Raw genomic sequence first — 23,374 nt, 5'->3', positions numbered from 1 at the left:
ATCCGGCGGCGCTCAGAATAGCTCGATGGGATCGACGTCCAGCGACCACCGCACGCGGCTCGCGCCGGGGGCCTGCTCCGCCTGTTCGCGCAGCCGTGCCAGCAGCCGGTGCAACGGTGCCCGCTCGGCACTCTGCAGCAGCAGCTGGCAGCGATAGCGGCCGGCGCGGCGGGCCAGCGGCGCCGTCACCGGTCCGAGCAGGCGCACCTCCGCGCCGGTGACTGCCGCGAGCGCGGATTTCATCTCGCGCAGGAACGCCATCGCCGCCTCCGGCCGGGTGGCCGAGGCCCGCAGCAGGGCGATGCGCGAATAGGGCGGCCAGCCGCTGTCCCGGCGCTCGGTCAGTGCGGCCCGGGCGAAGTCGGCATAACCCTGCTGCACGAGCCGCTGCAGCAGGGGATGCTGCGGGAAGTCGGTCTGTATCAGCACCTCGCCGGGCCGGTCGGCGCGGCCGGCCCGGCCCGCGACCTGCAGCAGGGTCTGCGCCAGCCGCTCGGCGCTGCGGAAATCGCTGCCGAACAATCCCTGGTCGGCGTTCAGTACCCCCACGAGCGTCAGGCGCGGGAAATGATGGCCCTTGGACAGCATCTGGGTGCCCACGAGGATCTGCGCCCGGCCGCTGCGCGCGTCGTCCAGGGCGCTCTCCATGCTGCCCTTGCGCTGGGTGCTGTCGCTGTCGATGCGGCTCACCCGGTAGCCCGCGAAACGGCTGTGCACCGCCTCTTCCACCCGTTCGGTGCCCCGCCCCAGCGCCGCCACGGTGCCGCCGCAGGCCGGGCAGCTCGTGTCCACCGGCCGCTCGCTGCCGCAGTGGTGGCAGCGCAGGCGCTGGTCGCCCGCGTGCAGCGTCATGCGCGCATCGCAGCGGCGGCATTCGGCCACGTGGCCGCAGTCCCGGCAGAGCAGCGTCGGCGCATAGCCGCGGCGGTTGAGGTAGAGCAGCACCTGCCCTTCCTCGGCGAGGTGGCGCTCGATGGCGTCGATCAGCGGTGCGGACAGGCCGTCGATGGGCGGGTGCCGCCCCAGGTCCACCAGGCGCAGCGCCGGCGGCGCCGCGCCCCCGGCCCGGCGCGGCAGCTCCACCCGCCGGTACAGGCCCCGTTCCACGTTGGCGAGGGAGTCCAGCGAGGGCGTCGCCGAGCCGAGCACCACCGGCACGTCTTCGTGTCGTGCGCGCGCCACCGCAAGATCCCGGGCCGAATAGCGGAAGCCTTCCTGCTGCTTCAGCGACGGGTCGTGTTCCTCGTCGACGACGATCAGCCCCGGCCGCGCCAGCGGCGTGAACACGGCCGAGCGGGTGCCCACCACCACGCGGGCCGCGCCGCTGCGGGCATCGCGCCAGGCGGCCAGCCGATCGGTATCGCCGAGGCCGCTGTGCAGGATCACCGGCCGTCGGCCCAGCCGCTCGGTGAAACGGTCGACCAGCTGGGGCGTCAGGCCGATCTCCGGCACCAGCACCAAGGCCTGCCGGCCCCGGGCCAGCGTGCGTTCGATCAGCGCCAGGTAGACCTCGGTCTTGCCGCTGCCGGTGACGCCGTCGACCAGCGTGGCCGAGTAACCGTCCGCTGCCGTTGCCGCCGCCACCGCCGCCAGCTGGTCTTCGTTCAGGTCGACGGCGTTCGCCGGCGCCCCGTCGTCCTCGCCGCTTTGGTCAGCCGCGTCCACCTGCCGCTCGCTGCTTTCGATCAGGCCCTTGTCCTCCAGGGCCTTGCGGACGCGGCGCCAGGGCGGGCAGAGCCGGTCCAGTTCCGCCGCGCCGAGTCCGCCTGCCGGGGCTGCAGCTAGCGCCGCCAGCAGCTCCGCCTGCCGCGGTGCCCGTCGTGCCGTCTCTGCGCCGTCGGCCGCCGCGCCCTCCGCCGTCAGGTGCCAGCGGGTCTCGGTGCGATGCAGGCTCCGGCCCTCGCGCAGCAGTGCCGGCAGCGCCGCAGCCGCCACCTCGCCCACCGGGTGATGGTAGTAGCCGGCGGCGAAGTCGATCAGCCAGGCCAGGCCGGCATCCACCACCGGCTCCTCGTCCAGCACGGCGGCGACCCGGCGCAGCCGGGAACGCGGCAGCTCGCTCTGCGCCGCCGTGTCCCAGAGCAGCCCGATGCGATGGCGGCGGCCGAACGGCACCCTGAGCCGCACGCCGCGGCGCAGCGTCGCGGGGTCGACGCCGGCGGGCGGCAGGTAGTCGAACAGACGGGACAGCGGCGCCTTGATAGCGACCCTCAGCACCGCGGGGGCGGTCTCGGCGGTTTTCTGCTCGTTGCTGGACAAGTTGTGGATAAGTCTGTGGAAGAAAGCCCGGCGGCCGGCCGGACAGCCGCCCCGCCGTCCCCCGGTGCGGATCGGGCGCGAGCGCCGCCGGCCGCCCGATTAATGAATGAAATCAGACCCTTGAGCGGATTCGACCGTGGTCAGGCCGACGCCATCGGGTTGCCATGAAACTGCAATATCCCCTGTGCAAAAGAACAGCGTCCAGCCTGTCAACCGGGGCCCTGCCGGCGCGTTAGGAGACTGTACGCGAACATAGTGTAATGCTTACGGGAGTCAAGCATGGAGGCTGTACAGCGGACGGTGACCGTCAACGGGGCGCTCTCATGAGCCGGGGCGCGGCCGGCAGGACGGGCGCCGGCGTCGTGGCGCTGGAGCGCCAGTGGAACGGCCAGGCGGTTCGTTGCACAGGTCGTCGGGCGGAGCGAGGAGCGAGGGCACTGGAGCAGGAGCAACAACTGAATGCCTTCCTCGCCGGCGTGGAGCGGCGGGCCCTGCGCATCGCCGAGATCGGCACCGGCGACAGGGACGAGGCCATGGACCTCGTCCAGGACGCCATGATCCGGCTGGTGCGCAAGTATGCCCGGCGGCCCGAGTCGGAATGGGCGCCGCTGTTCTTCCGCATCCTGACGAACCGGGTGCGCGACAGCCAGCGCCGCCGGGCCGTGCGCAACCGGGTCATCTCCTGGTTTGGCGGCGACGACGAAGACGGCCGCCCCGATCCGGTGGCCGAGGCGCCGGATCCGGCCTCCGGCGCGCCGGACGAACAGCTGGAGATGCGCGAGACGATGGCGGTGCTGGAGACGGCCATCCGGGCGCTGCCGGCGCGGCAGCAGGAGGCGTTCATGCTGCGCAACTTCGAGGGTCTCGATGTGGCGGCCACCGCCGCGGCCATGGGCTGCTCCGAGGGCAGCGTGAAGACACATTATTCGCGTGCCGTGCATGCACTGCGGGCACGCCTGGGCGAGAGCTGGCAATGAAAGACAGGCGACACGAAGACGGTCATGACTATAGCCATGACGAGCGATACGAAGGCGGCGGCGCGTTCGAGGAGCGGGCCCGACGCGCGTTCGACGACAGCGTGGAGGCGCTGGATGCGGCGACGCTCTCGCGGCTGAACCGCGCCCGCCAGGCCGCGCTGGCCGGCGACGGCGGCGACCGCGTGGCGTCGGGCTGGAGGCCCGTTGCTGCCGCGGCGGCGGTGGCGGTGCTGGCCGTCTCGCTGTGGCTGGGACAGATGCCGGAGGAACCGGCGGCCGAGGGCGAGGCGGTCGTGGCGGTGGCGGCCGAAGAAGCGGAGGACCTCGAGATCGTGCTGCAGGACGAGAACCTCGACATGCTGGCCGAGCTCGAATTCTATGACTGGGTGGACTCGGAGGAAGCCTTCCGGAGCGAGCCCGTGGGGAGCGGCAACATTGGCTGACGCGGCACGCAAACCGGGGCCGGCCGTCCTGGCGCCGCTGGTCATGTTGCTGGCCACGGCAATGACGCCGGCCCACGCCGGTGAGTCGGCGCCCGACGCGGAGCAGCCGGACGACATGGCGTTCATCGAATACCTCGGCAGCTGGGAAGAGGATGACAGTGACTGGATCGCGCTCGCCGGCACGGCGCCGGAGGCATCGGAAGGCCGGCAGCCGTCGGCGGAGCGCGAGCAGGGTGAGGAGAATGGGACCGATGAAGACACGGGTTGATTGGGCGACGAAGGCGCAACCGGCAGGCCCGGCGGGCACGGCAGCCATGCTGCGCGTCCTGCTGCTGGCGGCACTGCTGCTTGCCGGTGCGGCGACGGCGCTGGCACAGGAGCAGCCGGAGGGACCGGCCTGGGATGCGCTCACCGGCGAGCAGCAGCGGGTGCTGGCCCGCTTCGAGGACCGCTGGGACGAGATGCCCGCGGAGCGGCGGCACAGGCTGGCGAACGGCACCGAGCGCTGGCTGGACATGAGCCCCGACGAACGGGAGGCGGCGCGGGAGCGATTCACGCGCTGGCGCGACCTCAGCGAAGAACAGCGGGCGCGCATCCGCGAGCGTTACGAGACCTTCCGCGAACTGCCTCCGGAAGAGCGTGAGCGTATCCGCCGCAACTTCGAGCACTTCCGGGACCTGCCGGAAGAACGCCGCCAGGAGCTGCGGGAGCGGTGGCGGTCGCTCAGCCCCGAGCAGCGCCAGAACCTCCGCGAGCGCATGCGCGACCGGCGTCCGCCCAGAGGAAGATGACGAGGGACGTTGACGAGGGACGATGACGAGGGACGCTGAGGAGGGCCGCTCACCAGAAGACGACCACACTGTCATCCTGCTGTCACACCCCTCAGGTTGCATTTCCCCGGTCTTGGGGCAAACTAAGCCGGCGCCCCCGGGGGGACGTGACACATGCAGGCTATCAGCACAGAGAGCATCTTCCAGCAGGTCCTGCGCACGGACGTGGCAGGCATGCCGCTGGAATGGATCGACTACCGCGAGGCGGTCCGCCTCTACCACACGGGGCAGGTCGCCTATGCCTGCGGCACGCTCCTCTACACGCTCCACGGCGGCTACAACGCGCTGACCGGGCAACGCAGCGCGGTGGACGTGAATTCGATCATCGCCACCCACGGCACCCACCAGAGCCTGGCCGCCAACCGCGAGCATTACGTGCCGCCGCTCAACAACCGCACGCTGTTCCGGCGCGACGCCAACCTGTGTCTGTACTGCGGCCTGGTGTTCCAGACCCGCGAGCTGACCCGCGACCACGTCACGCCCATCTCCCAGGGCGGTCGGGATCTCTGGACCAACGTGGCCACCGCGTGCCGGCGTTGCAACAACCACAAGGGCGGGCGCACGCCGGAGCAGGCGGGCATGCAGCTCATCGCCATCCCCTTCACGCCGAGCTACGCGGAGTACATCTACCTGAAGGGCCGGCGCGTGCTGGCCGACCAGATGGAATACCTGCTGGCGCACATCCCGCGTTCCAGCCCCCTGCACGCGCGTCTGCGCGACCACCTCCAGGCCAGCGCCGCCGGCATGGCGATGCCTGCCTGAGGGCGCCGGCGGGCACGTGCTCTATCTGATCGACGCCAGCGTCTACGTTTTCCGCGCCTGGTTCTCGCTGCCCGACGACATGGTCGACGGCGACGGCAATCCCGTGAACGCGCTGTTCGGCTTCGCCCGCTTCCTGGCGGACTTCGTGGAGGAGGTGCGGCCCGAGTACATCGCGGTGGCCTTCGACGAGAGCCTCGCCAGCTCCTTCAGGAACGAGATCTACCCTGCCTACAAGGCCAACCGGGATCCCGCGCCGCCGGAGCTCGAGCGTCAGTTCCGCCAGTGCCGGGCCTTCACCCGGGCGCTCGGGCTCGCCGAGTGCGCCAGCCCGCTGTACGAGGCGGACGACCTGATCGGCGCGCTGGTCATCGACGGGCGCGCCCGCGGCCTGCCGGCGACCATCGTCAGCCGGGACAAGGACCTGGCCCAGCTCCTGTCGGCGAAGGACACACTGTGGGATTACGCGGGCCGCCGCCGGCTCGGCTACGAGCAGATACCGGAGGCCTTCGGCGTGTGGCCGGAGCAGATCGCCGATTTCCTGGCGCTGGCGGGCGACGCCGTGGACAACATCCCCGGCGTGCCCGGCGTGGGCAAGAAGACGGCGGCGGCGCTGCTCGGCCACTTCGGCAGCCTGGACGTGATCTATGCCAACCTGGACCGGGTGTGCGACGTGCCGGTGCGCGGCGCGGCGAAGCTGGGCGCCCGGCTGGAGGAGCACCGCGCGGCGGCGATGCTCGCGCGGCAGCTCACGGCGATCGCCTGCGATGCGCCGCTGGAGTTCCGCTCGGCCGAGGCGCGCCGCCGCGCACCCGACATGGACGCGCTGCACGGCGTCTGCGACGAGGCCGGCTTCGGCACGGCGCTCAGGCGCCAGTGCGAGCGCATCGCCGCGATGAACGCCGCCGTCTGAGCCGTGACGGAGGCGCTCGCCGACGCCGTCGCCGCCGCCTGCGGCATCCGCATCGACGCCGCCAGCCTGCGGCCGGTGGGCGGCGGCAGCATCAACGCGGCGGCCCGGGTGGACAGCGACGCCGGTCCCCTGTTCCTGAAGACCAACCGCGCCGACGGCTACGAGATGTTCGCCGCCGAGGCGGAGGGTCTGGCCGAGCTGGACGCGGCGGGCGCCGTGCGCGTGCCCCGGGTCCACGGGCTGGGCGTCGACGGAGGGCGCGCCTGGCTGCTGCTGGAGTATCTCGAACTCGGCCCGGCCGATGCCGGCTGCCGGCGGCGGCTGGGGACGGCGCTGGCGGCGCTGCATCGCCACACCGCCGAGAAGCACGGCTGGCACCGGGACAACACCATCGGCTCCACGCCCCAGCCGAACGGCCGGGACGCCGACTGGGTGCGGTTCCTCGCGGAGAAGCGCATCGGCTTCCAGCTGGGGCTGGCCGGGCGCAACGGCTACGGCCGCGAGCTGGGCGCCGACGGCGAGGCGCTGCTGGCCCGGCTGGCGGACTTCTTCACCGACTACACGCCGGTGCCGTCATTGCTGCACGGCGACCTCTGGGGTGGCAACTTCGCCGCGGCGGACGGCGGGCCGGTGATCTACGACCCCGCGGTCTACTACGGCGACCGGGAGACGGACATCGCCATGACCGAGCTGTTCGGCGGTTTCGGTGCCGAATTCCACGCGGCCTACGGCGAGGCCTGGCCGCTGGACGCCGGCTACGCGGTGCGCCGCGACCTCTATCAGCTCTACCACGTGCTGAACCACCTGAATCTGTTCGGCGGTGGTTATCTCTCCCAGGCCCGCGCGCTGCTGCGCCGCCTGCTCGCCGCCTAGCCCGACCCGTTGTCGGCCCAGTAGTCGGCCTTCAGCAGCGCGATGTCGGTGCCTTCCGGCGCCCGGATCGTGCCCCGGCTCTCGCCCGGCAGGTCCGGGCCGGCGCCGGGGTGGACGCCCAGGCGGTCCAGGGTCGCCTGCAGCGCTGCGGCCTCGGTTACCCGGTAGACGAGCAGCGGCCGGGTGAGCGCGGGCCGGGTGCCCAGCCCCAGCACCAGCCCGTCCACGGCGAGCCGGAAGCGGGGCTCCGGCTCCTCCCGGTGTGCCGCCAGCCGGGGCGCGAGCGGCGCCCAGAAGTGGGCCGCGGCGAGGGCGTCGCGCACCGGCAGCGCGAGTTCCAGGCACTCGCCCAGCAGCGAAGGAGCGGGCGTCTCCGGTGCCGGGGAATAGGTGCGCGCCTCCACCAGCATGACGGCCGTGCCGTCCGGATCGCGCAGCACGGCGCGGTTGAACTCGTCCTCGCCGAGGCGGGTCTCGTCGAATTCGGTGCCGGCATCCTGAAGCGTGAGCACGTGCCGGCGCAGCGAGGGCTGGACGAGGGTGACGACCGGGCTCGCCACCGGGTCTTCGTGCAGCCCGATGAACAGCGTGCCGTCGGTCACCACGGCGTACTTGTGCGGCCAGACCTCGCCGACGGCGAGTTCCGTGAAACCCAGTGTGCGATAGAAATGCAGGGACTCCAGGATGTCCGGCGCAGCGAGGCCGAGCTCCAGGAAGCGCCCGGCCACCCTCAGTCCCCGGCCCCCATCGCCCGGGCCAGCTCGGCGCTCTTGAGCGGGTCGCGGGCGGCGAGTTCGCTCTCGGTCTCCGGCCAGCCGGAAGCGTGGCGGTAGACGAGCTCGGTCAGGCATTCGATGTGGTCGTCGCGGGCGTTCAGGCAGGGGATGTAGGAGAGCCTGCCGCCGCCGGCCTCCTCGAACAGCTCCCGGTTCTGCATGGCGATCTCCTCCAGGGTCTCGAGGCAGTCCGCCGAGAAGCCGGGACATACCACGTCCACGCTCTCCAGCCGTTCCTCGCCCCAGGCCTGCAGGGTCTCGTCGGTGTACGGCCTGAGCCACTCCTCGCGGCCCACCCGGGACTGGAAGCTCAGCAGCCACTCGTCCGGCCCGAGACCGAGCTCCTCGGCCACCAGCCGCGCGGTCTTCTGGGACTGGCAGTGATAGGGGTCGCCGCTCAGGAAATAGCGCTGGGGGATGCCGTGGAAGGAGAACAACAGCCGCTTGCCGGCGCCGTGCTCCTCCCGGTGCTCGCGGATGGAGCGCGCCAGCGCCTGTATGTAGGCCGGCTCGTCGTGATACTGGTTGATGAATCGGAACTCGGGTATCCAGCGGCGGTTCTGCAGCACCCGGGTGACGCGGTCGAACACGGTGGCGGTGGTGGTGCCGGAGTACTGGGGATACAGCGGCAGCACCACCAGGCGGCGCACGTTCTTCTCGCGCAGGCGCTCCAGCGCCTCCGGTATGCCCGGGGCGCCGTAGGACATCGCCAGTTCCACGGCAAGTTCGCCGTCGATGCGCCGGGAGAGCTTCTCGGCCAGCCCCTTCGCGATGAGCTCGCTGTTCAGCAGCAGCGGCGAGCCTGCCTCGGTCCAGATCTTCTCGTAGGCCTCCGCGGAGCGGGCCGGCCGGATCCTCAGGATCACGAGATTCAGCACCAGCCACCAGAACAGCCGCGGCGCCTCGACCACGCGGGCGTCGCCCAGGAACTCGGCGAGGTAACGGCGCACGGCGGAGGTGCTCGGCTCGCCGGGCGTGCCCAGGTTGACGAGCAGCACCCCGAGCGCGTCGGGTGCGGCGTGGCGGAATCCGGTCTCGCCCTGGAACTTCGGCATGACTGCTGGCTGACTGCTCTCGAACTGCGTGTGGACGCCCGGCGAACGGGCGGCAAGGCCGGCTAAAGTACCAAGCCCGGGTGCGGGAGGCTATAGTCGGCGCGGTGACTGCCGTTTCGCCGGGGGAGGCCAGGCCGATGCAGGAGCCGACGCAAGACGACACCACGGGCGCTGCGGCGGAGCCGCCGGACAGGCTGGAGCTGACCCGCGACGTGCTGGTCTTCCAGGCCAAGCTGGCGCTGGACGGCCTGCTCGATTTCCTGTTGATACCGGTCTCCTTCGCGGCGGCCCTGGTCAGCTTCTTCGAGCCGCGCCGGGACCGCGATGCCTTCTACCGGGTGGTGGCCGCCGGTGCCCGGGCCGACCGCTGGATCAACCTGTTCGGTGTCGGGGAACGCCACGCGAAGGAGGCCGACGCCGGTGGGGACGGGGAGGCCGGCATGGACGTGGTCGTGGCCCGCATCGAGGACTACCTGAAGCGCGAATACGAGGAAGGCAGGATGCCGGGACCGGCGCGGAGCACCATCGACCGGGTCGTCGCCCGCCTGCGCGAAGACAGCGACGGAGGAGCCGATGAAAAAAATACCGGAGGCGATCCGCCGCGCCCGTGAGCAGTGGAGCCACACCGGCCGCGGGCGCCCGGCCGGGGCGCCGGAGCCCGGCCCGGGCCAGGAGTCCGTCTGGGATTACCCGCGCCCGCCGGCGCTGCGGCCCTGCCCGCGCCGGGTGCGGGTGGAGTTCGCCGGCGTCGTCGTCGCCGACAGCACGGGTGCCATGAAGGTCTGCGAGACGGCCAGCCCGCCCACCTATTATCTGCCGCCGGCGGACGTGCGCGAGGATCTGCTCGTGCCCGTCGGCAAGCGCACGCTCTGCGAATGGAAGGGCCAGGCCCGTTACTGGTCGCTGGCCGTCGGCGAGCGGGTGGCCGAGGCGGCGGTGTGGGCGTACGCGGATGCCTGGCCCGGCTTCGAGGCCGTCGCCGGCTGGTACGCCTTCATGCCGGGGGCGATGGACGCCTGCTACGTGGGCGACGATCGCGTGACGGCGCAGACCGGAGGCTTCTACGGCGGCTGGATCACTCCGGACATCGTCGGGCCGTTCAAGGGCGAGCCCGGCACCGGACACTGGTAGGAAGCACCCGGGAGGCGAGGATGGAGGCATTCCGTATCCGTGTGGCGGACGAGGTCCTGGACGACCTCGGCGAACGGCTCGGCCGCACCCGCTGGCCGGCCATGATCCCGGGCAGCGGGTGGGACTACGGCACCGACACGGACTACCTGCGCGGCCTGTGCGAGTACTGGCGCGACGACTACGACTGGCGGGCGGGCGAGGCGGTGCTGAACGGCTTCGAGCAGCAGCTGGTCGACGTCAACGGCCTCGCGATGCACTGCATCCACCAGCGCTCTCCCCATGCAGACGCACTGCCGCTGGTGCTCACCCACGGCTGGCCGGACACGGTCTGGCTGTTCCACCGCATCATCGGGCCGCTCACCCGGCCGGAGGAACACGGCGGGGACGCGGCCGACGCCTTCCACGTGATCTGCCCTTCCATGCCGGGCTACGGCTGGTCGGAGGCGCCCGCGGAGCCGGGCTGGCACGTCCGCCGCATCGCGGAGGCCGAAGCCGCGCTCATGCACAAGCTCGGCTACGAGCGCTACGGCGTGCAGGGCGGCGACTGGGGCTCGCTGATCTCGCCCTGGATGGCGCTCGCGGATCCGGACGGGGTCTGCGGAGTGCACCTGAACATGGTGCCCGCCGCCCCGCCCCGGGACCGGGAGCCCACCGAGGAGGACCTCGCCGCGCTGAAACGGGGCCGCGCCCACCAGCGCACTGGCATGGGCTATGCGCAGATCCAGGGCACCCGGCCGCAGACCCTCGGCGTGGCCCTGAACGACTCGCCGGCGGGGCTCGCCGCCTGGATCGTGGAGAAATACCGGGAATGGTCCGACTGCGGCGGCGACGTGGAGAGCGTCTTCCCCCGCGACGTGCTGCTCACCGGCATCACCGCCTACTGGGTGACGGGATCCATCACCTCGTCCATCCGGCTGTACTACGAGTCCATGCGCGCCGGTCTGTTCGGCCCGCCGACGGAGTACGTGGCGGCGCCCACCGGCGTCGCGGTCTTCCCCAAGGAGATATTCTCGCCGCCGCGCAGCTGGGCGGAGCAGCATTACAACATCACGCGCTGGACCGAGTATCCGGCCGGCGGCCACTTCGCCGCGCTGGAGCGCCCGGACGACCTGGTGGCCGACATCCGCGCCTTCTTCCGCGACCTGCGCTAGTCATCCTAGCGCGACCTGCGCCGGCGATTGTCGCGCGACCGGCGCTAGCCCTGGTCCCGGTTCTTCCGCGCCACGTCGCGGCCGCTGATCAGGTCCTCGATGGTGGGCGTCGGGTGGTCCGGCCCCATGAGTCCCGCCTGCATGCGGTCCACATAGTCGTGATAGGCGCGCATGGCCTGGCGGCCGAATATCCACATGATGGGCAGGTTCGCTACCAGCATGACGCCGGTGCCCACGCCGGTCAGGTTGTCGAGCTGGGCGTCGGTCTTGATGATGCCGAGCGTGGCGACGATGATCAGCGCGCAGAACACCACCTTGTAGGCCAGCACGCTCTTCTCGCCGGCGAGATAGACCATGGCCTGCTCGCCGTAGTAGCTCCAGGAGATCATCGTGGAGATGGCGAACAGCCAGGCGGCCAGGCTGACCAGCCACTTGCCGAGCCCGGGCTGCACCTGGTCGAAGGCCTTGCCCGTCAGCACCGCGGCCATGAACACCTGGTGGAAGCCGTTGTCGAGTATCTCGGGTTTCGTCGGGCCCTCGTAGGGGTTCCAGTCGATCACCAGGACGCCGTCCCGCTCCACGATGATGCCGGTGATCTCGTGCCGGTCGAAGCCGGTCTTCGGATTCTCGTCGGCGATCACCACCATGGTAACGGCATCGCCGGGCATGAAGTCGTCGATGGGTGGCTGCCGGCTCTCGAACTCCCACACGTTGCCCGCCCGGGTGACCTCCAGCGGCGTGTCCCAGGTGACGTCCGGGGCCCGGTTCCACACGCCGGTGGAGAGAATGATCAGCGCCGTGAACGTGCACACGACGATGGTGTCGATGAACGGCTCCAGTCCCGCGACGATGCCCTCGCGCACCGGCTCGTCGGTCTTGGCGGCCGAGTGGGCGATGGGCGAGGAGCCCTGCCCGGCTTCGTTCGAGAACAGCGCACGCTTCATGCCGAACAGGAACGCCGCACCCGCCGTGCCGCCGATGAACGCGCCGCTGGCCTCGGTGGGTGCGAAGGCCGATTTCACGATGAGGCTGAACATGGCCGGAATCTCGCCGGCGTTGACCACGAGGACGTAGACGCCGCAGAGGAGATAGAGCACCACCATGAACGGCACCAGCAGGCCGGCCACCCGGCCGATGCGCTTGATGCCGCCGATGATCACCAGCGCGACGATCACGGCGAGTATCACGCCGGTGATCCAGCTGGGCACGCCGAAGTACTCGTAGGTGATCAGGCCCACGTTGAAGGCCTGGAACATGTTGCCGCCGGTGGCGGTGGAGATCAGCAGCGTCACGCAGAAGATCGTGCCGATGGTGCCGCCGAGCCAGGCGAGCTTCGGGTTCATGAGCGCGATGCCCTTGCTCGCCACCCACATCGGCCCGCCGTGGGGATTGTCCTCGTCGTCCGTGTTGCGGTAGAGCATGGACAGCGTGACTTCGGTGAGCTTGATGGCCATGCCGAAGAAGCCGACCACCCACATCCAGAACACCGCACCCGGCCCGCCCAGGCTGATGGCCAGCGCGACCCCGCCGATGTTGCCCAGGCCCACGGTGGCCGACAGCGCGGCCGACAGGGCCTGGAAGTGGTTGATGGCGCCGGGGTCGTCCGGGTCGTCCCAGGCGCCGCGCACCACGGCGGTGCCGTGGGTCAGCGCACGATACTGGGAGAAGCCGCTCCAGATCGTGAACAGGATGCCGGTACCCAACAGCGCGAACAGCGTCGTGTCGTGCCACAGGATCCCGTTCAGCGTACTCAACAGGTCGGTGAAGCCGCCCATGTGTCCTCTCTCCCAGTCCTCCGACTCAGCCGCGGGCGGGCCGGATACGGCCGGCCGCTCCCCCGGGGCGCCACGCCCCCTGCTGCGCGACGCTCCGCGCGGGTGCGCAGAGATGCCAGATCAGCGCGCAACAAGCGGCCGACTATAGCAGACGGCCTCCGCGTGGCCCGACCGCCCGGGCTCAGGCGGCTTCGAGGATGGCGGTCACGCCCATGCCGCCGGCGGTGCACACCGAGATCAGCCCGCGGCCGGAGCCCTTGCGCGCGAGCAGCTTCGCCAGCGTCCCGACGATACGGGCGCCGGTGGCCGCGAACGGATGGCCGATGGCGATGCTGCCGCCCACCACGTTCAGCTTGCTGCGGTCGATGGAGCCCAGGGGTTCGTCGCGGCCCAGCCGTTCGCGGCAGAACTCCGCGGACTCCCAGGCCTTCAGCGTCGACAGCGTCTGCGCCGCGAAGGCCTCGTGGATCTCGTAGAAGTCGAAGTCCTGCAGGCCGAGACCGGCGGCCGCCAGCATCTCCGAGACGGCGTAGGCGGGGGCCATCAGCAGTCCTTCCTTGTCGACGAAGTCCACGGCCGCCACCCGGGAGTGAGTGAGCCAGGCCTGCACCGGCAGGCCCCGTTCCCGGGCCCACTCCTCCGAGGCCAGCAGCACCGAGGCCGAACCGTCGGTCAGCGGCGTGCTGTTGCCCGCCGTCATGGTGCCGCTGCCGGAGCGGTCGAAGGCCGGTTTCAGCTTGCCCAGTTTCTCCAGGCTGCTATCCGGGCGGATGTTGTTGTCCCGGTCGAGGCCCTGGAACGGCACCACGAGGTCTTCGTAGAAGCCCTGCTCGTAGGCGGCGTGGGCCCGCTGGTGGCTGGCCAGTGCCAGTTCGTCCTGTTCCTCGCGGGTGAGATTCCACTCCTTCGCGGTCAGCTCGGTGCTCTCGCCCATGGACAGGCCGGTGCGCGGTTCTTCCACGCCGGGCAGCTGCGGCTTGAAGTGGCGCGGGCGCAGCCGCAGCCAGGGCTTCAGGCGCGCGCCCAGGGAGCGGCCGCGGAAGCTCTCCAGCAGGATCTGCCGGTAGGCGTCCGGATAGACGATGGGCGCGTCGCTGACGGTGTCGACGCCGGCGCCGATGCCCGCCTCGATCTGGCCGAGCGCGATCTTGTTGGCGATCTGCACGCAGCCGGACAGGCTGGTGCCGCAGGCGCGCTGCAGGTCGAAGGCGGGAGTCTCCGGCGCCAGTCCGGAACCGAGCACCGACTCGCGGGCCAGGTTGTAGTCCCGGGAGTGCTTGATGACCGCGCCGAGGGAGACGTCGCCGAGACGCTGACCGCCGAGATCGTAGCGCTCCACCAGCGAGCGCAGCGTGGCCGTCATCATGTCCTGGTTCGAGCAGCGGGCGTAGGCGCCGTGGGCCCGGGCGAAGGGGATGCGCACGCCGCCGATGATGGCGGCCCGGCGAGACAGTCCGTCGTTCAGCATGGTTTCCTCCCGTGCCGTTGTCCTGACTGACTCAGACAATACCCCAGCCGATGGTCTGGCGACAGGACGGCTGTGCTACGCTCGCACGCCTCGCCCACGGAATCCCGCCGGGCAGTGATCGGCAGGGAAGTTCGACCACTGCAACCCGGCCAGGAAAAATCGGCCAGGAAAAATCGGCCAGGAAAAATCGGCCAGGAAAAGTCGGCCATGGAGACTCCAGTAGCAGCCCCGGGCCGCCTGCGGGCAGCCGTGCCGGAAGCGGGCAGGCTCATCCGGCTGGCCGGACCGCTGATCGGCAACAACCTCGCCATCGCCGGCATGCAGTTCGCCGACGCCGTCATGGCAGGGCGGCTCGGCTCCCGCGACCTGGCGGCGGTCGCGGTGGGCGGCAGCATCTGGATGGTGGTGTTCCTGTTCGCCATGGGCACGCTCATGGCCATTTCGCCGCTGGTGGCCGAACGCTACGGGGCAGGCAAGCATCGGCTGATCGGCCGTTACGTCCGCCAGGGCCTGACGCTGGCGCTCTTCTTCGGCCTGGGCATCGTCGCGCTGCTGTGGGTGATCGCGCGGCCGGCGCTGGACCTGATCGGCATCGACCCCAGTTTCCGCAGCCTCACCGGAGATTACGTGGAGGCCATCGCGCTGGGCGCGCCGGGCCTCTGCCTGTACCTGGTGCTGCGCTTCACCTCCGAGGCCATCGGCTGGACCCGCCCCATCATGTACGTCTCGCTGCTGGCGCTGGTGGTGAACGTCATCGGCAACTATGCGCTGATGTGGGGCAACTTCGGCTTCCCTGCCATGGGCGCAAAGGGCTGCGGTCTGGCGAGCGCCATCGCCATGTGGTTTCTTCTGGTGGCGATGGCGGCCCACGTGCTCCTGAGCGAGCGCTATCGGCCGTTCGCCATCTTCGCCAAGCTGCCCCGGCCGCGCTGGCGGCTGCAGCGCCAGGTGCTGCGGGTGGGCCTGCCCATCGCCGTCACCATCGTCGCCGAGGCGGGGCTGTTCGCGGCCATCTCGCTGCTGATGGGGACGCTGTCGGCGAACGTCGCCGCGGCCCACCAGATCGCGGTCAACTTCGCCTCCACGATGTTCATGATCCCGCTGGCGCTGAACTCGGCGACCACCGTGCGGGTGGGGCAGGCACTGGGCCGGCGCGAGCTCGCAACCGCGCGCTTCCGCGGCTGGGTGGGCATCTGGCTGTGCGGCCTGTGCATGGGTGTCTCGGCCCTCGGCCTGCTCCTGTTCCGGGAATCCGTCGTGGACATCTACACCTCCGATCCGGAAGTCTCCGCCATCGCCGTCACGCTTCTGTTCGTGGCCGCGGTCTTCCAGGTCTCCGACGGCATCCAGGTGGGCGCCGCCGGCGCGCTGCGCGGCTACCAGGACACCCGCATCCCGATGTTCCTGACCACGCTGGCGTACTGGATCATCGCCTTCCCGCTGGCCCTGCTGGCGGCGAAACGCTACGCGCTGCAGCCGGAGCTGATCTGGGGCGGTTTCGTGGTGGGGCTGACGCTCGCGGCCATCCTGCTGGTCTGGCGCTACAACATCATCTCCCGCCGCGAAACCTGGCGCCGCGCCTGATTCCCTTCTTTCCTGGCCGCCCTGCGGGGGTATCCATCTTGCTCCCGACAAAAGGTCGCGGCGATGGATACCCCCGCATGACGGCCGGGCTCCCAGTGGCGTGAAGGGGCTGCCAGTCCGCCCCAGTCGATGACGGGCCAACGCCAAAAGAACCGCATCGGGCCTGAAGGCCCTCCTACATGGAGTCAGCCGGTGCTCTGGCCGAAGGTGGGGGCGTCGCCTTCCAGGTACTCCTGCTCCTCCGGCGTGTTCTCCCGCCCGAGGATGGCGTTGCGGTGGGGGAAACGGCCGAAGCGCTCGATGATGTCGTGGTGGAGCTCGGCGAAGTCGGCGAAGGTGCGGAAGGTCTCGCGCAGGGTCGGCGACACCTTGTCCGCCAGTGCCGTGAACACCATGACCGATTTCTTCTGCACGCGCAGGCTCTCGGCATGCTGCATCGGCATGTACAGAAACACGCGCTCGATGTCGGTGAGCTGCCGGTCGGCCTGCTGCACGATGCCTTCCACGCAGAGCTTCAGGGCGAGCTTGTCGTGGGAGAATGCCCTGGCCGTGTTGCGATAGATGTTGCGGCGGAACTGGTCGATGGCGAGGACGAGCGCCAGGCGGCCGCGGGGCGTGGCGGCCCAGTGCATGAGCTTCATCTCCGAGGCCTCGTGTATTTCGTCCGCGAACTCGTGGCGCAGGCGGATGTCCAGCTCCGGGTCCTCGCCGAACCACACGTCGAGCCGGGCATCGATCTGGGGCGCCGTGAGTTCTCGCTCCTCGAACCACAGGTCCAGTATCCTGTCGATGCGCTCCTTGTCTTCGCTGGTCGGTTCCATAATCGTGCTCACCCCGGACCCTTTACATAACAGAGAATACTGCATTCGGGCCGCGGCGTGGCCGTCTCGGATCGGCGCCGCCGCCGCGGTGCTGTGCTGCCTGCTGGCGCTCGCGGCCTGCGGCGGAGAGCCGGCCACGCCGGAAGCCGAGATCCGCGCCCTCATCGAGGATGCGGCGAAGGCAGCCGGCGACGGTGATGTGGGCGCCGTCGCGGACGTGCTGCATGCGGACTACCGGGACATGCGCGGCAACGACCGCGCCGGCATCGTCAGGCTGCTGCGGCTGCAGCTGCTGCGCGGCGGCAGTGTGGTGGTGCTGCCGGATATCGAGCAGATAGACGTCCACGGCACCGACGCCGCCAGCGTCCGCATGACCGTGCGCTTCGCCGGCGCCGAACTGCGGCGCCTGTCGCTGGACGGCGGCGCGCGCCGGGTCGAACTGGAGCTGGTGCGCGATGAGGGCTGGCGGGTGGTCTCCGCCCGCTGGGCCCGTGTGGACGAGGCGCTGCGCTGAGCGGGCGGTGTCGCCCGGCGACCGGCATGTTGCTACAGTGGTCGCCGGCGGGCACTGCTGCCCGCCGTCACAAAGGGGAGAGAACATGAACAGGAAAATATTGCTGACGCTGCTGGCTGCGGCGCCGCTCGCGCTGACCGCCTGCGGCGGTGCCGACGACGCCGAAGAAGCCCGGGACGACGCCGCGGCGGCGATGGAGGAGGCCGCGGAGGAGACGGGGCAGGCCGTCGACGAGACCATGGACGCCGCCCGGGCGAAGGGCGAGCAGATGGTCGAGGATGCGAAGGCCGCCGGCGAGGAGGCGAAGGAAGCCGCGGGCGAGGCGTACGAGGATGCCAAGGCCGCGGGCGAGGAAGCCGTGGAGACGACCAAAGAGAAGACCGGCGAGATGACGGACGAGGCCGGCGACGAGCTCGAGAAGGCCAAAGAGAAGGCCGACGAATCCATGAATTGAGCGGAGGCCTCCGCCTCATGCGGGCCGGCGAGGCCGCGCCCGGACGATATTCAGGGATGAAGAGAACCCGCTCATGTTGAGACAGGGGCTGCGCTCGACACCGCAGCTGCGCCGGACGGCAGGCATCCTCCTGGTAGCCGCCTGCCTGACGGCCGGCGGCTGTGCCACGAGCCGTTTCGACGCCGAGCCGCCGACGGTGCGCCTGGACCAGGTCAGGCTGCTGGACGCGGACTGGTCGGGCCAGAGCTTCGTGCTGGTGTTCGCCGCGGAGAATCCGAACGGCTTCCCGCTGCCGGTGCGCTCGGTGGATTATGCCGTGCAGCTGGCGGGCCAGCGCTTCGCGACGGGCTCGGCGACCGAAGGCTTCACCCTGCCGGCCCGCGGCGCCGGGAAGTTCAGCATCGAGGTGCACACGGATCTCCTCGGCAGCGCCAGCATGCTCTCGGCACTGATCTTCCGCGATGGTCGCCGCGAGATCGACTACGAGCTGGCCGGCGAACTCGGGCTGGACATCCCGTTCGCCAGGCCGCTGCGGTTCCGGGAGACCGGCCGGGTGGACCTGGCGCGCCAGTGAGTCGCAAAGCGGACCGTGCGCGCTATCGGCCGTGCGATTGGTTGCGCGCGTAACCGATGACCCCGCCGCTTGCTGACCGGCAGGGAAAGCAAGGACGGCCGCGACCCGCTATAATAACTGGCTGTCCGGGCACGGCTGCTCACTAATAAACCACTGATTCCCCGTGCCTGTCCGTGGTGGTGTCCCGCGGTCGAACCGGCGTCCGCATTGCCGATTGACCGCCAAGCGTCCGCCTGATGTAAATTAATCGACTGCGACTGTCGACTACGGGCGTGACCCGGTCGCGGCGCCGGGACGGCCCGGCGCGGACCCGAGCCCCCATCACCAGAAACCCGGACCGGAGCGCATCTACCACGGTGCCGGCNTTGACCGCCAAGCGTCCGCCTGATTTAAATTAATCGACTGCGACTGTCGACTACGGGCGTGACCCGGTCGCGGCGCCGGGACGGCCCGGCGCGGACCCGAGCCCCCATCACCAGAAACCCGGACCGGAGCGCATCTACCACGGTGCCGGCTCCGGCCCCTTGCGCCAGGTGTAGCCATGACCAAGCCGACCGAAGGATCGCTCTACGATCCCGCCTTCGAGCGGGACAGCTGCGGATTCGGGCTCATCGCCAATCTCGACGACGAGCCGAGCGCCTGGGTCGTGGAGACCGCCATCGGGGCGCTCAAGCGCCTGACCCACCGGGGCGCGGTGGCGGCGGACGGCAAGACCGGCGACGGCTGCGGCCTGCTGCTGAAGACGCCGGACCGCTTCCTGCGAGGCGTCGCCGCCGACGCCGGCATCGAACTGTCCCAGCGTTACGCCGCCGGCACGATCTTCCTGCATCGCGACGCCGATCTGCGCGAGCGCGGCCGGCGCCGTCTCGAGGAGGAACTGACCCGCGCGGGCCTGGAGCCGGCCGGCTGGCGCGACGTGCCGGTGGACACCTCGGTCTGCGGCGACGAGGCGCTGCGTACCCTGCCGCACATCGCCCAGCTGTTCGTCAATGCTCCCGGCGGCATGGCGCGGGCGGCGTTCAACCGCAAGCTGTTCATAGCCCGGCGGCGGGCGGAGAACGCGCTCGCCGATACCGACGACTGCTTCTACGTGGCGAGTCTCTGCGCCAACACCATCTCCTACAAGGGCATGGTGATGCCGGCCGCGCTGCCGGTCTTCTACCCGGACCTGCGCGACCCGCGCATGGAGACCTCGGTGGCCGTGTTCCACCAGCGCTTCTCCACCAACACCTGGCCCCAGTGGCGGCTCGCCCAGCCGTTCCGCCTGCTCGCCCACAACGGCGAGATCAACACCATCCGCGGCAACCGCAACTGGGCGCGCGCCCGGGCGGCCAACTTCACCTCGGAGAAGCTGCCCGACGTCTCGGACCTGATGCCGCTGGTCTCGCTGTCCGGCTCGGACTCGTCCAGCCTGGACAACATGCTGGAGGTGATGCTGGCCGGCGGCATGGACGTGCTGCAGGCCATGCGCATCCTCATCCCGCCCGCCTGGCAGGGCATGGACGACATGGACCCGGACGTGCAGGCGTTCTACGAGTTCTTCGGCTGCCACATGGAAGCCTGGGACGGACCGGCCGGCATCGTGCTGACCGACGGCCGCTATGCGGCCTGCACGCTGGACAGGAACGGCCTCAGGCCCGCCCGCTACGTACTCACCCGCGACCGCCACCTCACCGTGGCATCCGAGGTGGGCGTGTACGAATACGACGCGGCGAACGTCGTCAGGAAGGGCCGCCTCGGTCCCGGCGAGATGCTGGCCGTGGATCTCGAGACCGGCGAACTGCTCGACACCCACCGCATCCACGACATGCTGAAGACGCGCGCGCCGTACAAGCGCTGGCTGAAGCAGGGCGTGCGCTACCTGGACTCCGAGCTGGTGGACGTACACATGGCGGCGGAGCCCTTCGACACCCGCACGCTGGCGCGCTACCAGAAGATGTTCAATCTCACCGCGGAGGAGCGCAACGAGGTCATCCGCGTGCTGGCCGAGGCGCAGGCGGAGGCCGTGGGCTCCATGGGCGACGACACGCCCATGCCCGTGCTGTCCCGGCAGGTGCGGCCGCTGTTCGACTTCTTCCGCCAGCAGTTCGCCCAGGTGACCAACCCGCCCATCGATTCGCTGCGCGAGCGCATCGTGATGTCGCTGCAGACGAACATCGGCCGGGAGTGCAACCTGTTCGAGCTGACCGCCGAGCACGGCCGCCAGGTCATCATGAACTCGCCGGTGCTGTCCCAGCGCAAGCTGCGCCAGCTCGTGAGCGAGGACATGTTCGCCGACTCCACCGAGTTCATCGACCTTAACTACCCGCAGGATACGCCGCTGTCCGCAGCGCTGGACGATATCTGCGCGAAGGCCGCCGACGCCGTGCGCGCCGGCAAGCTGCTGGTGATGCTCTCGGACCGCTACATCCAGCGCGACCACATGCCGGTGCACTCGCTGCTGGCCACCGGCGCGGTGCACCATCACCTGGTGCGCCTGGGGCTGCGCTGCGACTGCAACATCATCGTGGAGACCGGCTACGCCCGCGATCCGCATCACTTCGCCTGCCTGATCGGCTACGGCGCGACGGCGGTCTATCCCTACCTCGCCTACCAGTGCCTGCACGACATGGTGCGCCGTGGCCATGTGGACACCCGCCGCGAGAGCGCCCAGCAGCTCGGCCGCAGCTACCGCCGCGGCATCCGCAAGGGCCTGTTCAAGATCATGTCCAAGATGGGCATCTCGGCCATCTCGAGCTACCGGGGCGCGCAGCTGTTCGAGATCGTGGGCCTCGGCGACGAGGTGGTGGAGCGCTGTTTCCGCGGTACGGTCAGCCGCGTGCAGGGCGCGAACTTCGCCGATCTGCACGAGGACCAGACCCGCCTCGCCGAGCTCGCCTTCAACGACCTGGCCCCGGTCAATCAGGGCGGCCTGCTGCGCTACGTGCACGGCGGTGAGTACCACGCCTACAACCCGGACGTGGTGGCCACGCTGCAGGCGGCCGTACGCACCGGCGACTACGAGCGCTATCGCCATTACGCCCGCCTGGTGAACGAGCGGCCGGCGGCGGCGTTCCGCGATCTCATGCGCCTGAAGCCCACCGACAATCCGCTGACCGTGGACGATGTGGAGCCGGAAGAGAAGATCCTGCCCCGCTTCGACAGCGCCGGCATGTCCCTCGGTGCGCTGTCGCCGGAGGCTCACGAGGCGCTGGCCATCGCGATGAACCGGCTCGGCGCCCGCTCGAACTCAGGCGAGGGCGGCGAGGACCCGGACCGCTACGGCACCGAGCGCATGTCCAAGATCAAGCAGGTGGCCTCGGGGCGCTTCGGCGTCACGGCGGAATACCTGGTGAACGCCGAGGTGCTGCAGATCAAGATCGCCCAGGGCGCGAAGCCCGGCGAGGGCGGCCAGCTGCCCGGCCACAAGGTGAACGAGATGATCGCCCGGCTGCGCTACGCCAAGCCCGGCGTCGGCCTCATCTCGCCGCCGCCCCATCACGACATCTACTCCATCGAGGACCTGGCTCAGCTCATCTTCGACCTGAAGCAGGTGAACCCGCAGGCGCTGGTCTCCGTGAAGCTGGTGTCCGAGCCCGGCGTGGGCACGGTCGCCGCGGGCGTGGCCAAGGCCTACGCCGACCTGATCACCATCTCGGGTTACGACGGCGGCACCGGCGCGAGCCCGCTGACTTCGGTGAAGTACGCCGGCAGCCCCTGGGAACTCGGGCTGTCCGAGACCCACCAGGTGCTGCGCGCCAACGACCTGCGCCACCGCGTGCGGCTGCAGACCGACGGCGGCCTGAAGACCGGGCTGGATGTGGTGAAGGCGGCCATCCTGGGCGCCGAGAGCTTCGGCTTCGGCACTGCGCCGATGGTGGCCCTGGGCTGCAAGTACCTGCGGGTCTGTCACCTGAACAACTGCGCCACCGGCATCGCCACCCAGAACGAGACGCTGCGCTCGAAGTACTTCATCGGCCTGCCCGAGATGGTCGAGAACTTCTTCCGCTTCGTCGCCCGGGAGACCCGGGAGGTGCTGGCCTCCATCGGCGCGCGCAGCCTGGAAGAGGTGATCGGGCGCACCGAGCTGCTGGAACTGCTGCCCGGCGAGACGCCCCGCCAGCGCCGCCTCGACCTCTCGCCCATCCTCTCCGACGCCGGGCTGGCCGAGGACAAGCCGCGCTTCTGCATCGATCCGCGCAACGAGCCCTTCGACAAGGGCGAGCTGGCCGAACAGATGGTGGCCGACGTGCTGCCGGCCATCGAGTCGCTCTCCGGCGGCACGTTCCGCTACGAGGTGCGCAACTTCAACCGCTCCATCGGCGCGCGGCTCGCCGGCGAGATCGCCCGGCGCCACGGCAACCTGGGTATGGCGGACGCGCCCATCGAGATCGAGCTGGAAGGCACCGCCGGCCAGAGCTTCGGCTGCTGGAACGTGGCGGGCCTGAATCTCACGCTGCAGGGCGACGCCAACGACTACGTGGGCAAGGGCATGACCGGCGGGCGCATCGTGCTGCGGCCGGCGCCGGGCGCCGGCTTCGTCGCGCGCGATACCGTGATCATCGGCAACACCTGCCTGTACGGCGCCACCGGCGGTGCGCTGTACGCCGCCGGCGTGGCGGGCGAGCGATTCGCCGTGCGCAACTCCGGCGCCACGGCCATCGTGGAGGGCTCCGGCGACCATTGCTGCGAGTACATGACCGGCGGTGTCGTGGTGGTGCTCGGGCGCACGGGCGTGAACTTCGGCGCCGGCATGACCGGCGGCTTCGCCTACGTGCTGGACGAGGAGCGGGACTTCGTCGACCGCTACAACCACGAGCTGATCGACATCCACCGCATCACGCCGGAGAGCATGGAGGCGCACCTGCATCATCTGCGCGAGCTCATCGAGCGGCACGTCCGCTACACGGGCAGCGAGTGGGGCCAGGAGCTGCTGGAGGACTTCCGCACCTGGCTGCCGAAGTTCTGGGTGGTGAAGCCGAAGGCCGCCGAGCTCGGCTCGCTGATCGAATCGCTGCGCGAGGCGGCCTGAGGAAGG

21 protein-coding genes are annotated in these 23,374 nt (G+C 70.2%); 15 read left to right on the top strand and 6 right to left on the bottom strand.

Features of this window, described 5'->3' with window-relative positions:
* Nucleotides 1–12: 12 nt before the first annotated feature.
* Entirely contained in the window at nucleotides 13–2,259 is a 2,247-nt protein-coding gene (locus ACJMK0_RS02400; RefSeq protein ID WP_405235216.1) for a primosomal protein N', read from the bottom strand.
* Between the two features lie 323 nt (nucleotides 2,260–2,582).
* On the opposite strand from ACJMK0_RS02400, the gene ACJMK0_RS02395 reads away from it, so the two are divergent.
* The 7 genes from ACJMK0_RS02395 (at nucleotide 2,583) to ACJMK0_RS02365 (ending at nucleotide 7,054) form a co-directional block, all read left to right on the top strand.
* Nucleotides 2,583–3,236 carry an RNA polymerase sigma factor gene (locus ACJMK0_RS02395; RefSeq protein ID WP_405235215.1) on the top strand — a complete coding sequence of 218 codons (654 nt, stop codon included), beginning with the start codon at nucleotides 2,583–2,585 and terminating at the stop codon, nucleotides 3,234–3,236.
* Complete coding sequence (locus tag ACJMK0_RS02390; protein ID WP_405235214.1) at nucleotides 3,233–3,679, top strand: hypothetical protein; 447 nt, start codon at nucleotides 3,233–3,235, stop codon at nucleotides 3,677–3,679. Before ACJMK0_RS02395 ends, ACJMK0_RS02390 begins: the two co-directional genes overlap by 4 nt.
* Nucleotides 3,672–3,947 (top strand): hypothetical protein, encoded by a 276-nt coding sequence (locus tag ACJMK0_RS02385; protein WP_405235213.1) that lies wholly within the window; start codon nucleotides 3,672–3,674, stop codon nucleotides 3,945–3,947. The genes ACJMK0_RS02390 and ACJMK0_RS02385 overlap by 8 nt, the downstream gene beginning before the upstream one ends.
* Nucleotides 3,931–4,470 carry a DUF3106 domain-containing protein gene (locus ACJMK0_RS02380; RefSeq protein WP_405235212.1) on the top strand — a complete coding sequence of 180 codons (540 nt, stop codon included), beginning with the start codon at nucleotides 3,931–3,933 and terminating at the stop codon, nucleotides 4,468–4,470. The genes ACJMK0_RS02385 and ACJMK0_RS02380 overlap by 17 nt, the downstream gene beginning before the upstream one ends.
* Nucleotides 4,471–4,623: 153 nt before the next feature.
* Nucleotides 4,624–5,271, top strand: coding sequence for an HNH endonuclease (locus ACJMK0_RS02375; RefSeq protein ID WP_405235211.1), 648 nt, complete (start codon nucleotides 4,624–4,626; stop codon nucleotides 5,269–5,271).
* A 16-nt stretch (nucleotides 5,272–5,287) separates the two neighbouring features.
* Nucleotides 5,288–6,181 (top strand): 5'-3' exonuclease, encoded by an 894-nt coding sequence (locus ACJMK0_RS02370; protein ID WP_405235210.1) that lies wholly within the window; start codon nucleotides 5,288–5,290, stop codon nucleotides 6,179–6,181.
* A gap of 3 nt (nucleotides 6,182–6,184) precedes the next feature.
* Nucleotides 6,185–7,054, top strand: coding sequence for a fructosamine kinase family protein (locus tag ACJMK0_RS02365; protein ID WP_405235209.1), 870 nt, complete (start codon nucleotides 6,185–6,187; stop codon nucleotides 7,052–7,054).
* Here the strand turns inward: ACJMK0_RS02365 and ACJMK0_RS02360 are convergent.
* Together ACJMK0_RS02360 and hemH are read right to left on the bottom strand one after the other, a co-directional pair.
* The gene (locus ACJMK0_RS02360; protein ID WP_405235208.1) at nucleotides 7,051–7,782 is read right to left on the bottom strand and encodes a VOC family protein; all 732 of its coding nucleotides are present in this window, start codon (nucleotides 7,780–7,782) and stop codon (nucleotides 7,051–7,053) included. The genes ACJMK0_RS02365 and ACJMK0_RS02360 overlap by 4 nt on opposite strands.
* A gap of 2 nt (nucleotides 7,783–7,784) precedes the next feature.
* Nucleotides 7,785–8,885, bottom strand: a complete 1,101-nt coding sequence (gene hemH / locus ACJMK0_RS02355; protein WP_405235207.1) for a ferrochelatase — start codon at nucleotides 8,883–8,885, stop codon at nucleotides 7,785–7,787.
* Nucleotides 8,886–9,022: 137 nt separating this feature from the next.
* Between hemH and ACJMK0_RS02350 the strand changes: the two genes are divergently transcribed.
* The 3 genes from ACJMK0_RS02350 to ACJMK0_RS02340 are packed head-to-tail and all read left to right on the top strand — an operon-like array spanning nucleotide 9,023 to nucleotide 11,167.
* A complete protein-coding gene (locus tag ACJMK0_RS02350) occupies nucleotides 9,023–9,496 on the top strand; it encodes a hypothetical protein (protein ID WP_405235206.1) in 474 nt (157 codons plus the stop codon).
* A complete protein-coding gene (locus ACJMK0_RS02345; protein ID WP_405235205.1) occupies nucleotides 9,459–10,016 on the top strand; it encodes a DUF427 domain-containing protein in 558 nt (185 codons plus the stop codon). The genes ACJMK0_RS02350 and ACJMK0_RS02345 overlap by 38 nt, the downstream gene beginning before the upstream one ends.
* A gap of 20 nt (nucleotides 10,017–10,036) precedes the next feature.
* Complete coding sequence (locus tag ACJMK0_RS02340) at nucleotides 10,037–11,167, top strand: epoxide hydrolase family protein (RefSeq protein ID WP_405235204.1); 1,131 nt, start codon at nucleotides 10,037–10,039, stop codon at nucleotides 11,165–11,167.
* 44 nt (nucleotides 11,168–11,211) lie between these two features.
* Here ACJMK0_RS02340 and ACJMK0_RS02335 read toward each other — a convergent pair whose 3' ends face one another.
* Together ACJMK0_RS02335 and ACJMK0_RS02330 are read right to left on the bottom strand one after the other, a co-directional pair.
* The gene (locus ACJMK0_RS02335; RefSeq protein WP_405235203.1) at nucleotides 11,212–12,942 is read right to left on the bottom strand and encodes an alanine/glycine:cation symporter family protein; all 1,731 of its coding nucleotides are present in this window, start codon (nucleotides 12,940–12,942) and stop codon (nucleotides 11,212–11,214) included.
* Between the two features lie 181 nt (nucleotides 12,943–13,123).
* Nucleotides 13,124–14,410, bottom strand: coding sequence for an acetyl-CoA C-acetyltransferase (locus tag ACJMK0_RS02330; RefSeq protein ID WP_405235202.1), 1,287 nt, complete (start codon nucleotides 14,408–14,410; stop codon nucleotides 13,124–13,126).
* A gap of 207 nt (nucleotides 14,411–14,617) precedes the next feature.
* Between ACJMK0_RS02330 and ACJMK0_RS02325 the strand changes: the two genes are divergently transcribed.
* Nucleotides 14,618–15,994: an MATE family efflux transporter gene (locus ACJMK0_RS02325; protein WP_405235201.1), complete on the top strand. Its 1,377-nt coding sequence runs from the start codon at nucleotides 14,618–14,620 to the stop codon at nucleotides 15,992–15,994.
* Nucleotides 15,995–16,179: 185 nt separating this feature from the next.
* On the opposite strand, the gene ACJMK0_RS02320 is transcribed toward ACJMK0_RS02325, so the two are convergent.
* Nucleotides 16,180–16,815 carry a DUF924 family protein gene (locus ACJMK0_RS02320; protein WP_405235200.1) on the bottom strand — a complete coding sequence of 212 codons (636 nt, stop codon included), beginning with the start codon at nucleotides 16,813–16,815 and terminating at the stop codon, nucleotides 16,180–16,182.
* Nucleotides 16,816–16,903: 88 nt separating this feature from the next.
* On the opposite strand from ACJMK0_RS02320, the gene ACJMK0_RS02315 reads away from it, so the two are divergent.
* The 4 genes from ACJMK0_RS02315 to gltB all read left to right on the top strand — a co-directional run bounded on the left by ACJMK0_RS02315 (nucleotide 16,904) and on the right by gltB (nucleotide 23,368).
* Entirely contained in the window at nucleotides 16,904–17,329 is a 426-nt protein-coding gene (locus tag ACJMK0_RS02315; RefSeq protein ID WP_405235199.1) for a hypothetical protein, read from the top strand.
* Nucleotides 17,330–17,414: 85 nt separating this feature from the next.
* Nucleotides 17,415–17,783: a hypothetical protein gene (locus tag ACJMK0_RS02310; protein ID WP_405235198.1), complete on the top strand. Its 369-nt coding sequence runs from the start codon at nucleotides 17,415–17,417 to the stop codon at nucleotides 17,781–17,783.
* A 73-nt stretch (nucleotides 17,784–17,856) separates the two neighbouring features.
* Complete coding sequence (locus ACJMK0_RS02305; RefSeq protein ID WP_405235197.1) at nucleotides 17,857–18,357, top strand: LEA type 2 family protein; 501 nt, start codon at nucleotides 17,857–17,859, stop codon at nucleotides 18,355–18,357.
* 541 nt (nucleotides 18,358–18,898) lie between these two features.
* Nucleotides 18,899–23,368: a glutamate synthase large subunit gene (gltB, locus tag ACJMK0_RS02300; protein ID WP_405235196.1), complete on the top strand. Its 4,470-nt coding sequence runs from the start codon at nucleotides 18,899–18,901 to the stop codon at nucleotides 23,366–23,368.
* The last annotated feature ends 6 nt before the right edge of the window (nucleotides 23,369–23,374 follow it).

This window comes from Lentisalinibacter orientalis (assembly GCF_040706535.1).
Taxonomy (GTDB): Bacteria; Pseudomonadota; Gammaproteobacteria; order Steroidobacterales; family Woeseiaceae; genus Lentisalinibacter; species Lentisalinibacter orientalis.
The sequence above is the reverse complement of the archived record's forward strand: the minus strand, read 5'-3'. Positions and strand labels throughout refer to the sequence as shown.

Coding starts and splice junctions, on each gene's coding strand:
- ACJMK0_RS02310 (WP_405235198.1), top strand. CDS start 17,415: ATGAACAGGAAAATATTGCTGACGCTGCTGGCTGCGGCGCCGCTCGCG.
- ACJMK0_RS02390 (WP_405235214.1), top strand. CDS start 3,233: ATGAAAGACAGGCGACACGAAGACGGTCATGACTATAGCCATGACGAG.
- ACJMK0_RS02350 (WP_405235206.1), top strand. CDS start 9,023: ATGCAGGAGCCGACGCAAGACGACACCACGGGCGCTGCGGCGGAGCCG.
- gltB (WP_405235196.1), top strand. CDS start 18,899: ATGACCAAGCCGACCGAAGGATCGCTCTACGATCCCGCCTTCGAGCGG.
- ACJMK0_RS02335 (WP_405235203.1), bottom strand. CDS start 12,942: ATGGGCGGCTTCACCGACCTGTTGAGTACGCTGAACGGGATCCTGTGG.
- ACJMK0_RS02380 (WP_405235212.1), top strand. CDS start 3,931: ATGAAGACACGGGTTGATTGGGCGACGAAGGCGCAACCGGCAGGCCCG.
- ACJMK0_RS02330 (WP_405235202.1), bottom strand. CDS start 14,410: ATGCTGAACGACGGACTGTCTCGCCGGGCCGCCATCATCGGCGGCGTG.
- ACJMK0_RS02345 (WP_405235205.1), top strand. CDS start 9,459: ATGAAAAAAATACCGGAGGCGATCCGCCGCGCCCGTGAGCAGTGGAGC.
- ACJMK0_RS02395 (WP_405235215.1), top strand. CDS start 2,583: ATGAGCCGGGGCGCGGCCGGCAGGACGGGCGCCGGCGTCGTGGCGCTG.
- ACJMK0_RS02375 (WP_405235211.1), top strand. CDS start 4,624: ATGCAGGCTATCAGCACAGAGAGCATCTTCCAGCAGGTCCTGCGCACG.
- hemH (WP_405235207.1), bottom strand. CDS start 8,885: ATGCCGAAGTTCCAGGGCGAGACCGGATTCCGCCACGCCGCACCCGAC.
- ACJMK0_RS02305 (WP_405235197.1), top strand. CDS start 17,857: ATGTTGAGACAGGGGCTGCGCTCGACACCGCAGCTGCGCCGGACGGCA.
- ACJMK0_RS02320 (WP_405235200.1), bottom strand. CDS start 16,815: ATGGAACCGACCAGCGAAGACAAGGAGCGCATCGACAGGATACTGGAC.
- ACJMK0_RS02325 (WP_405235201.1), top strand. CDS start 14,618: ATGGAGACTCCAGTAGCAGCCCCGGGCCGCCTGCGGGCAGCCGTGCCG.
- ACJMK0_RS02340 (WP_405235204.1), top strand. CDS start 10,037: ATGGAGGCATTCCGTATCCGTGTGGCGGACGAGGTCCTGGACGACCTC.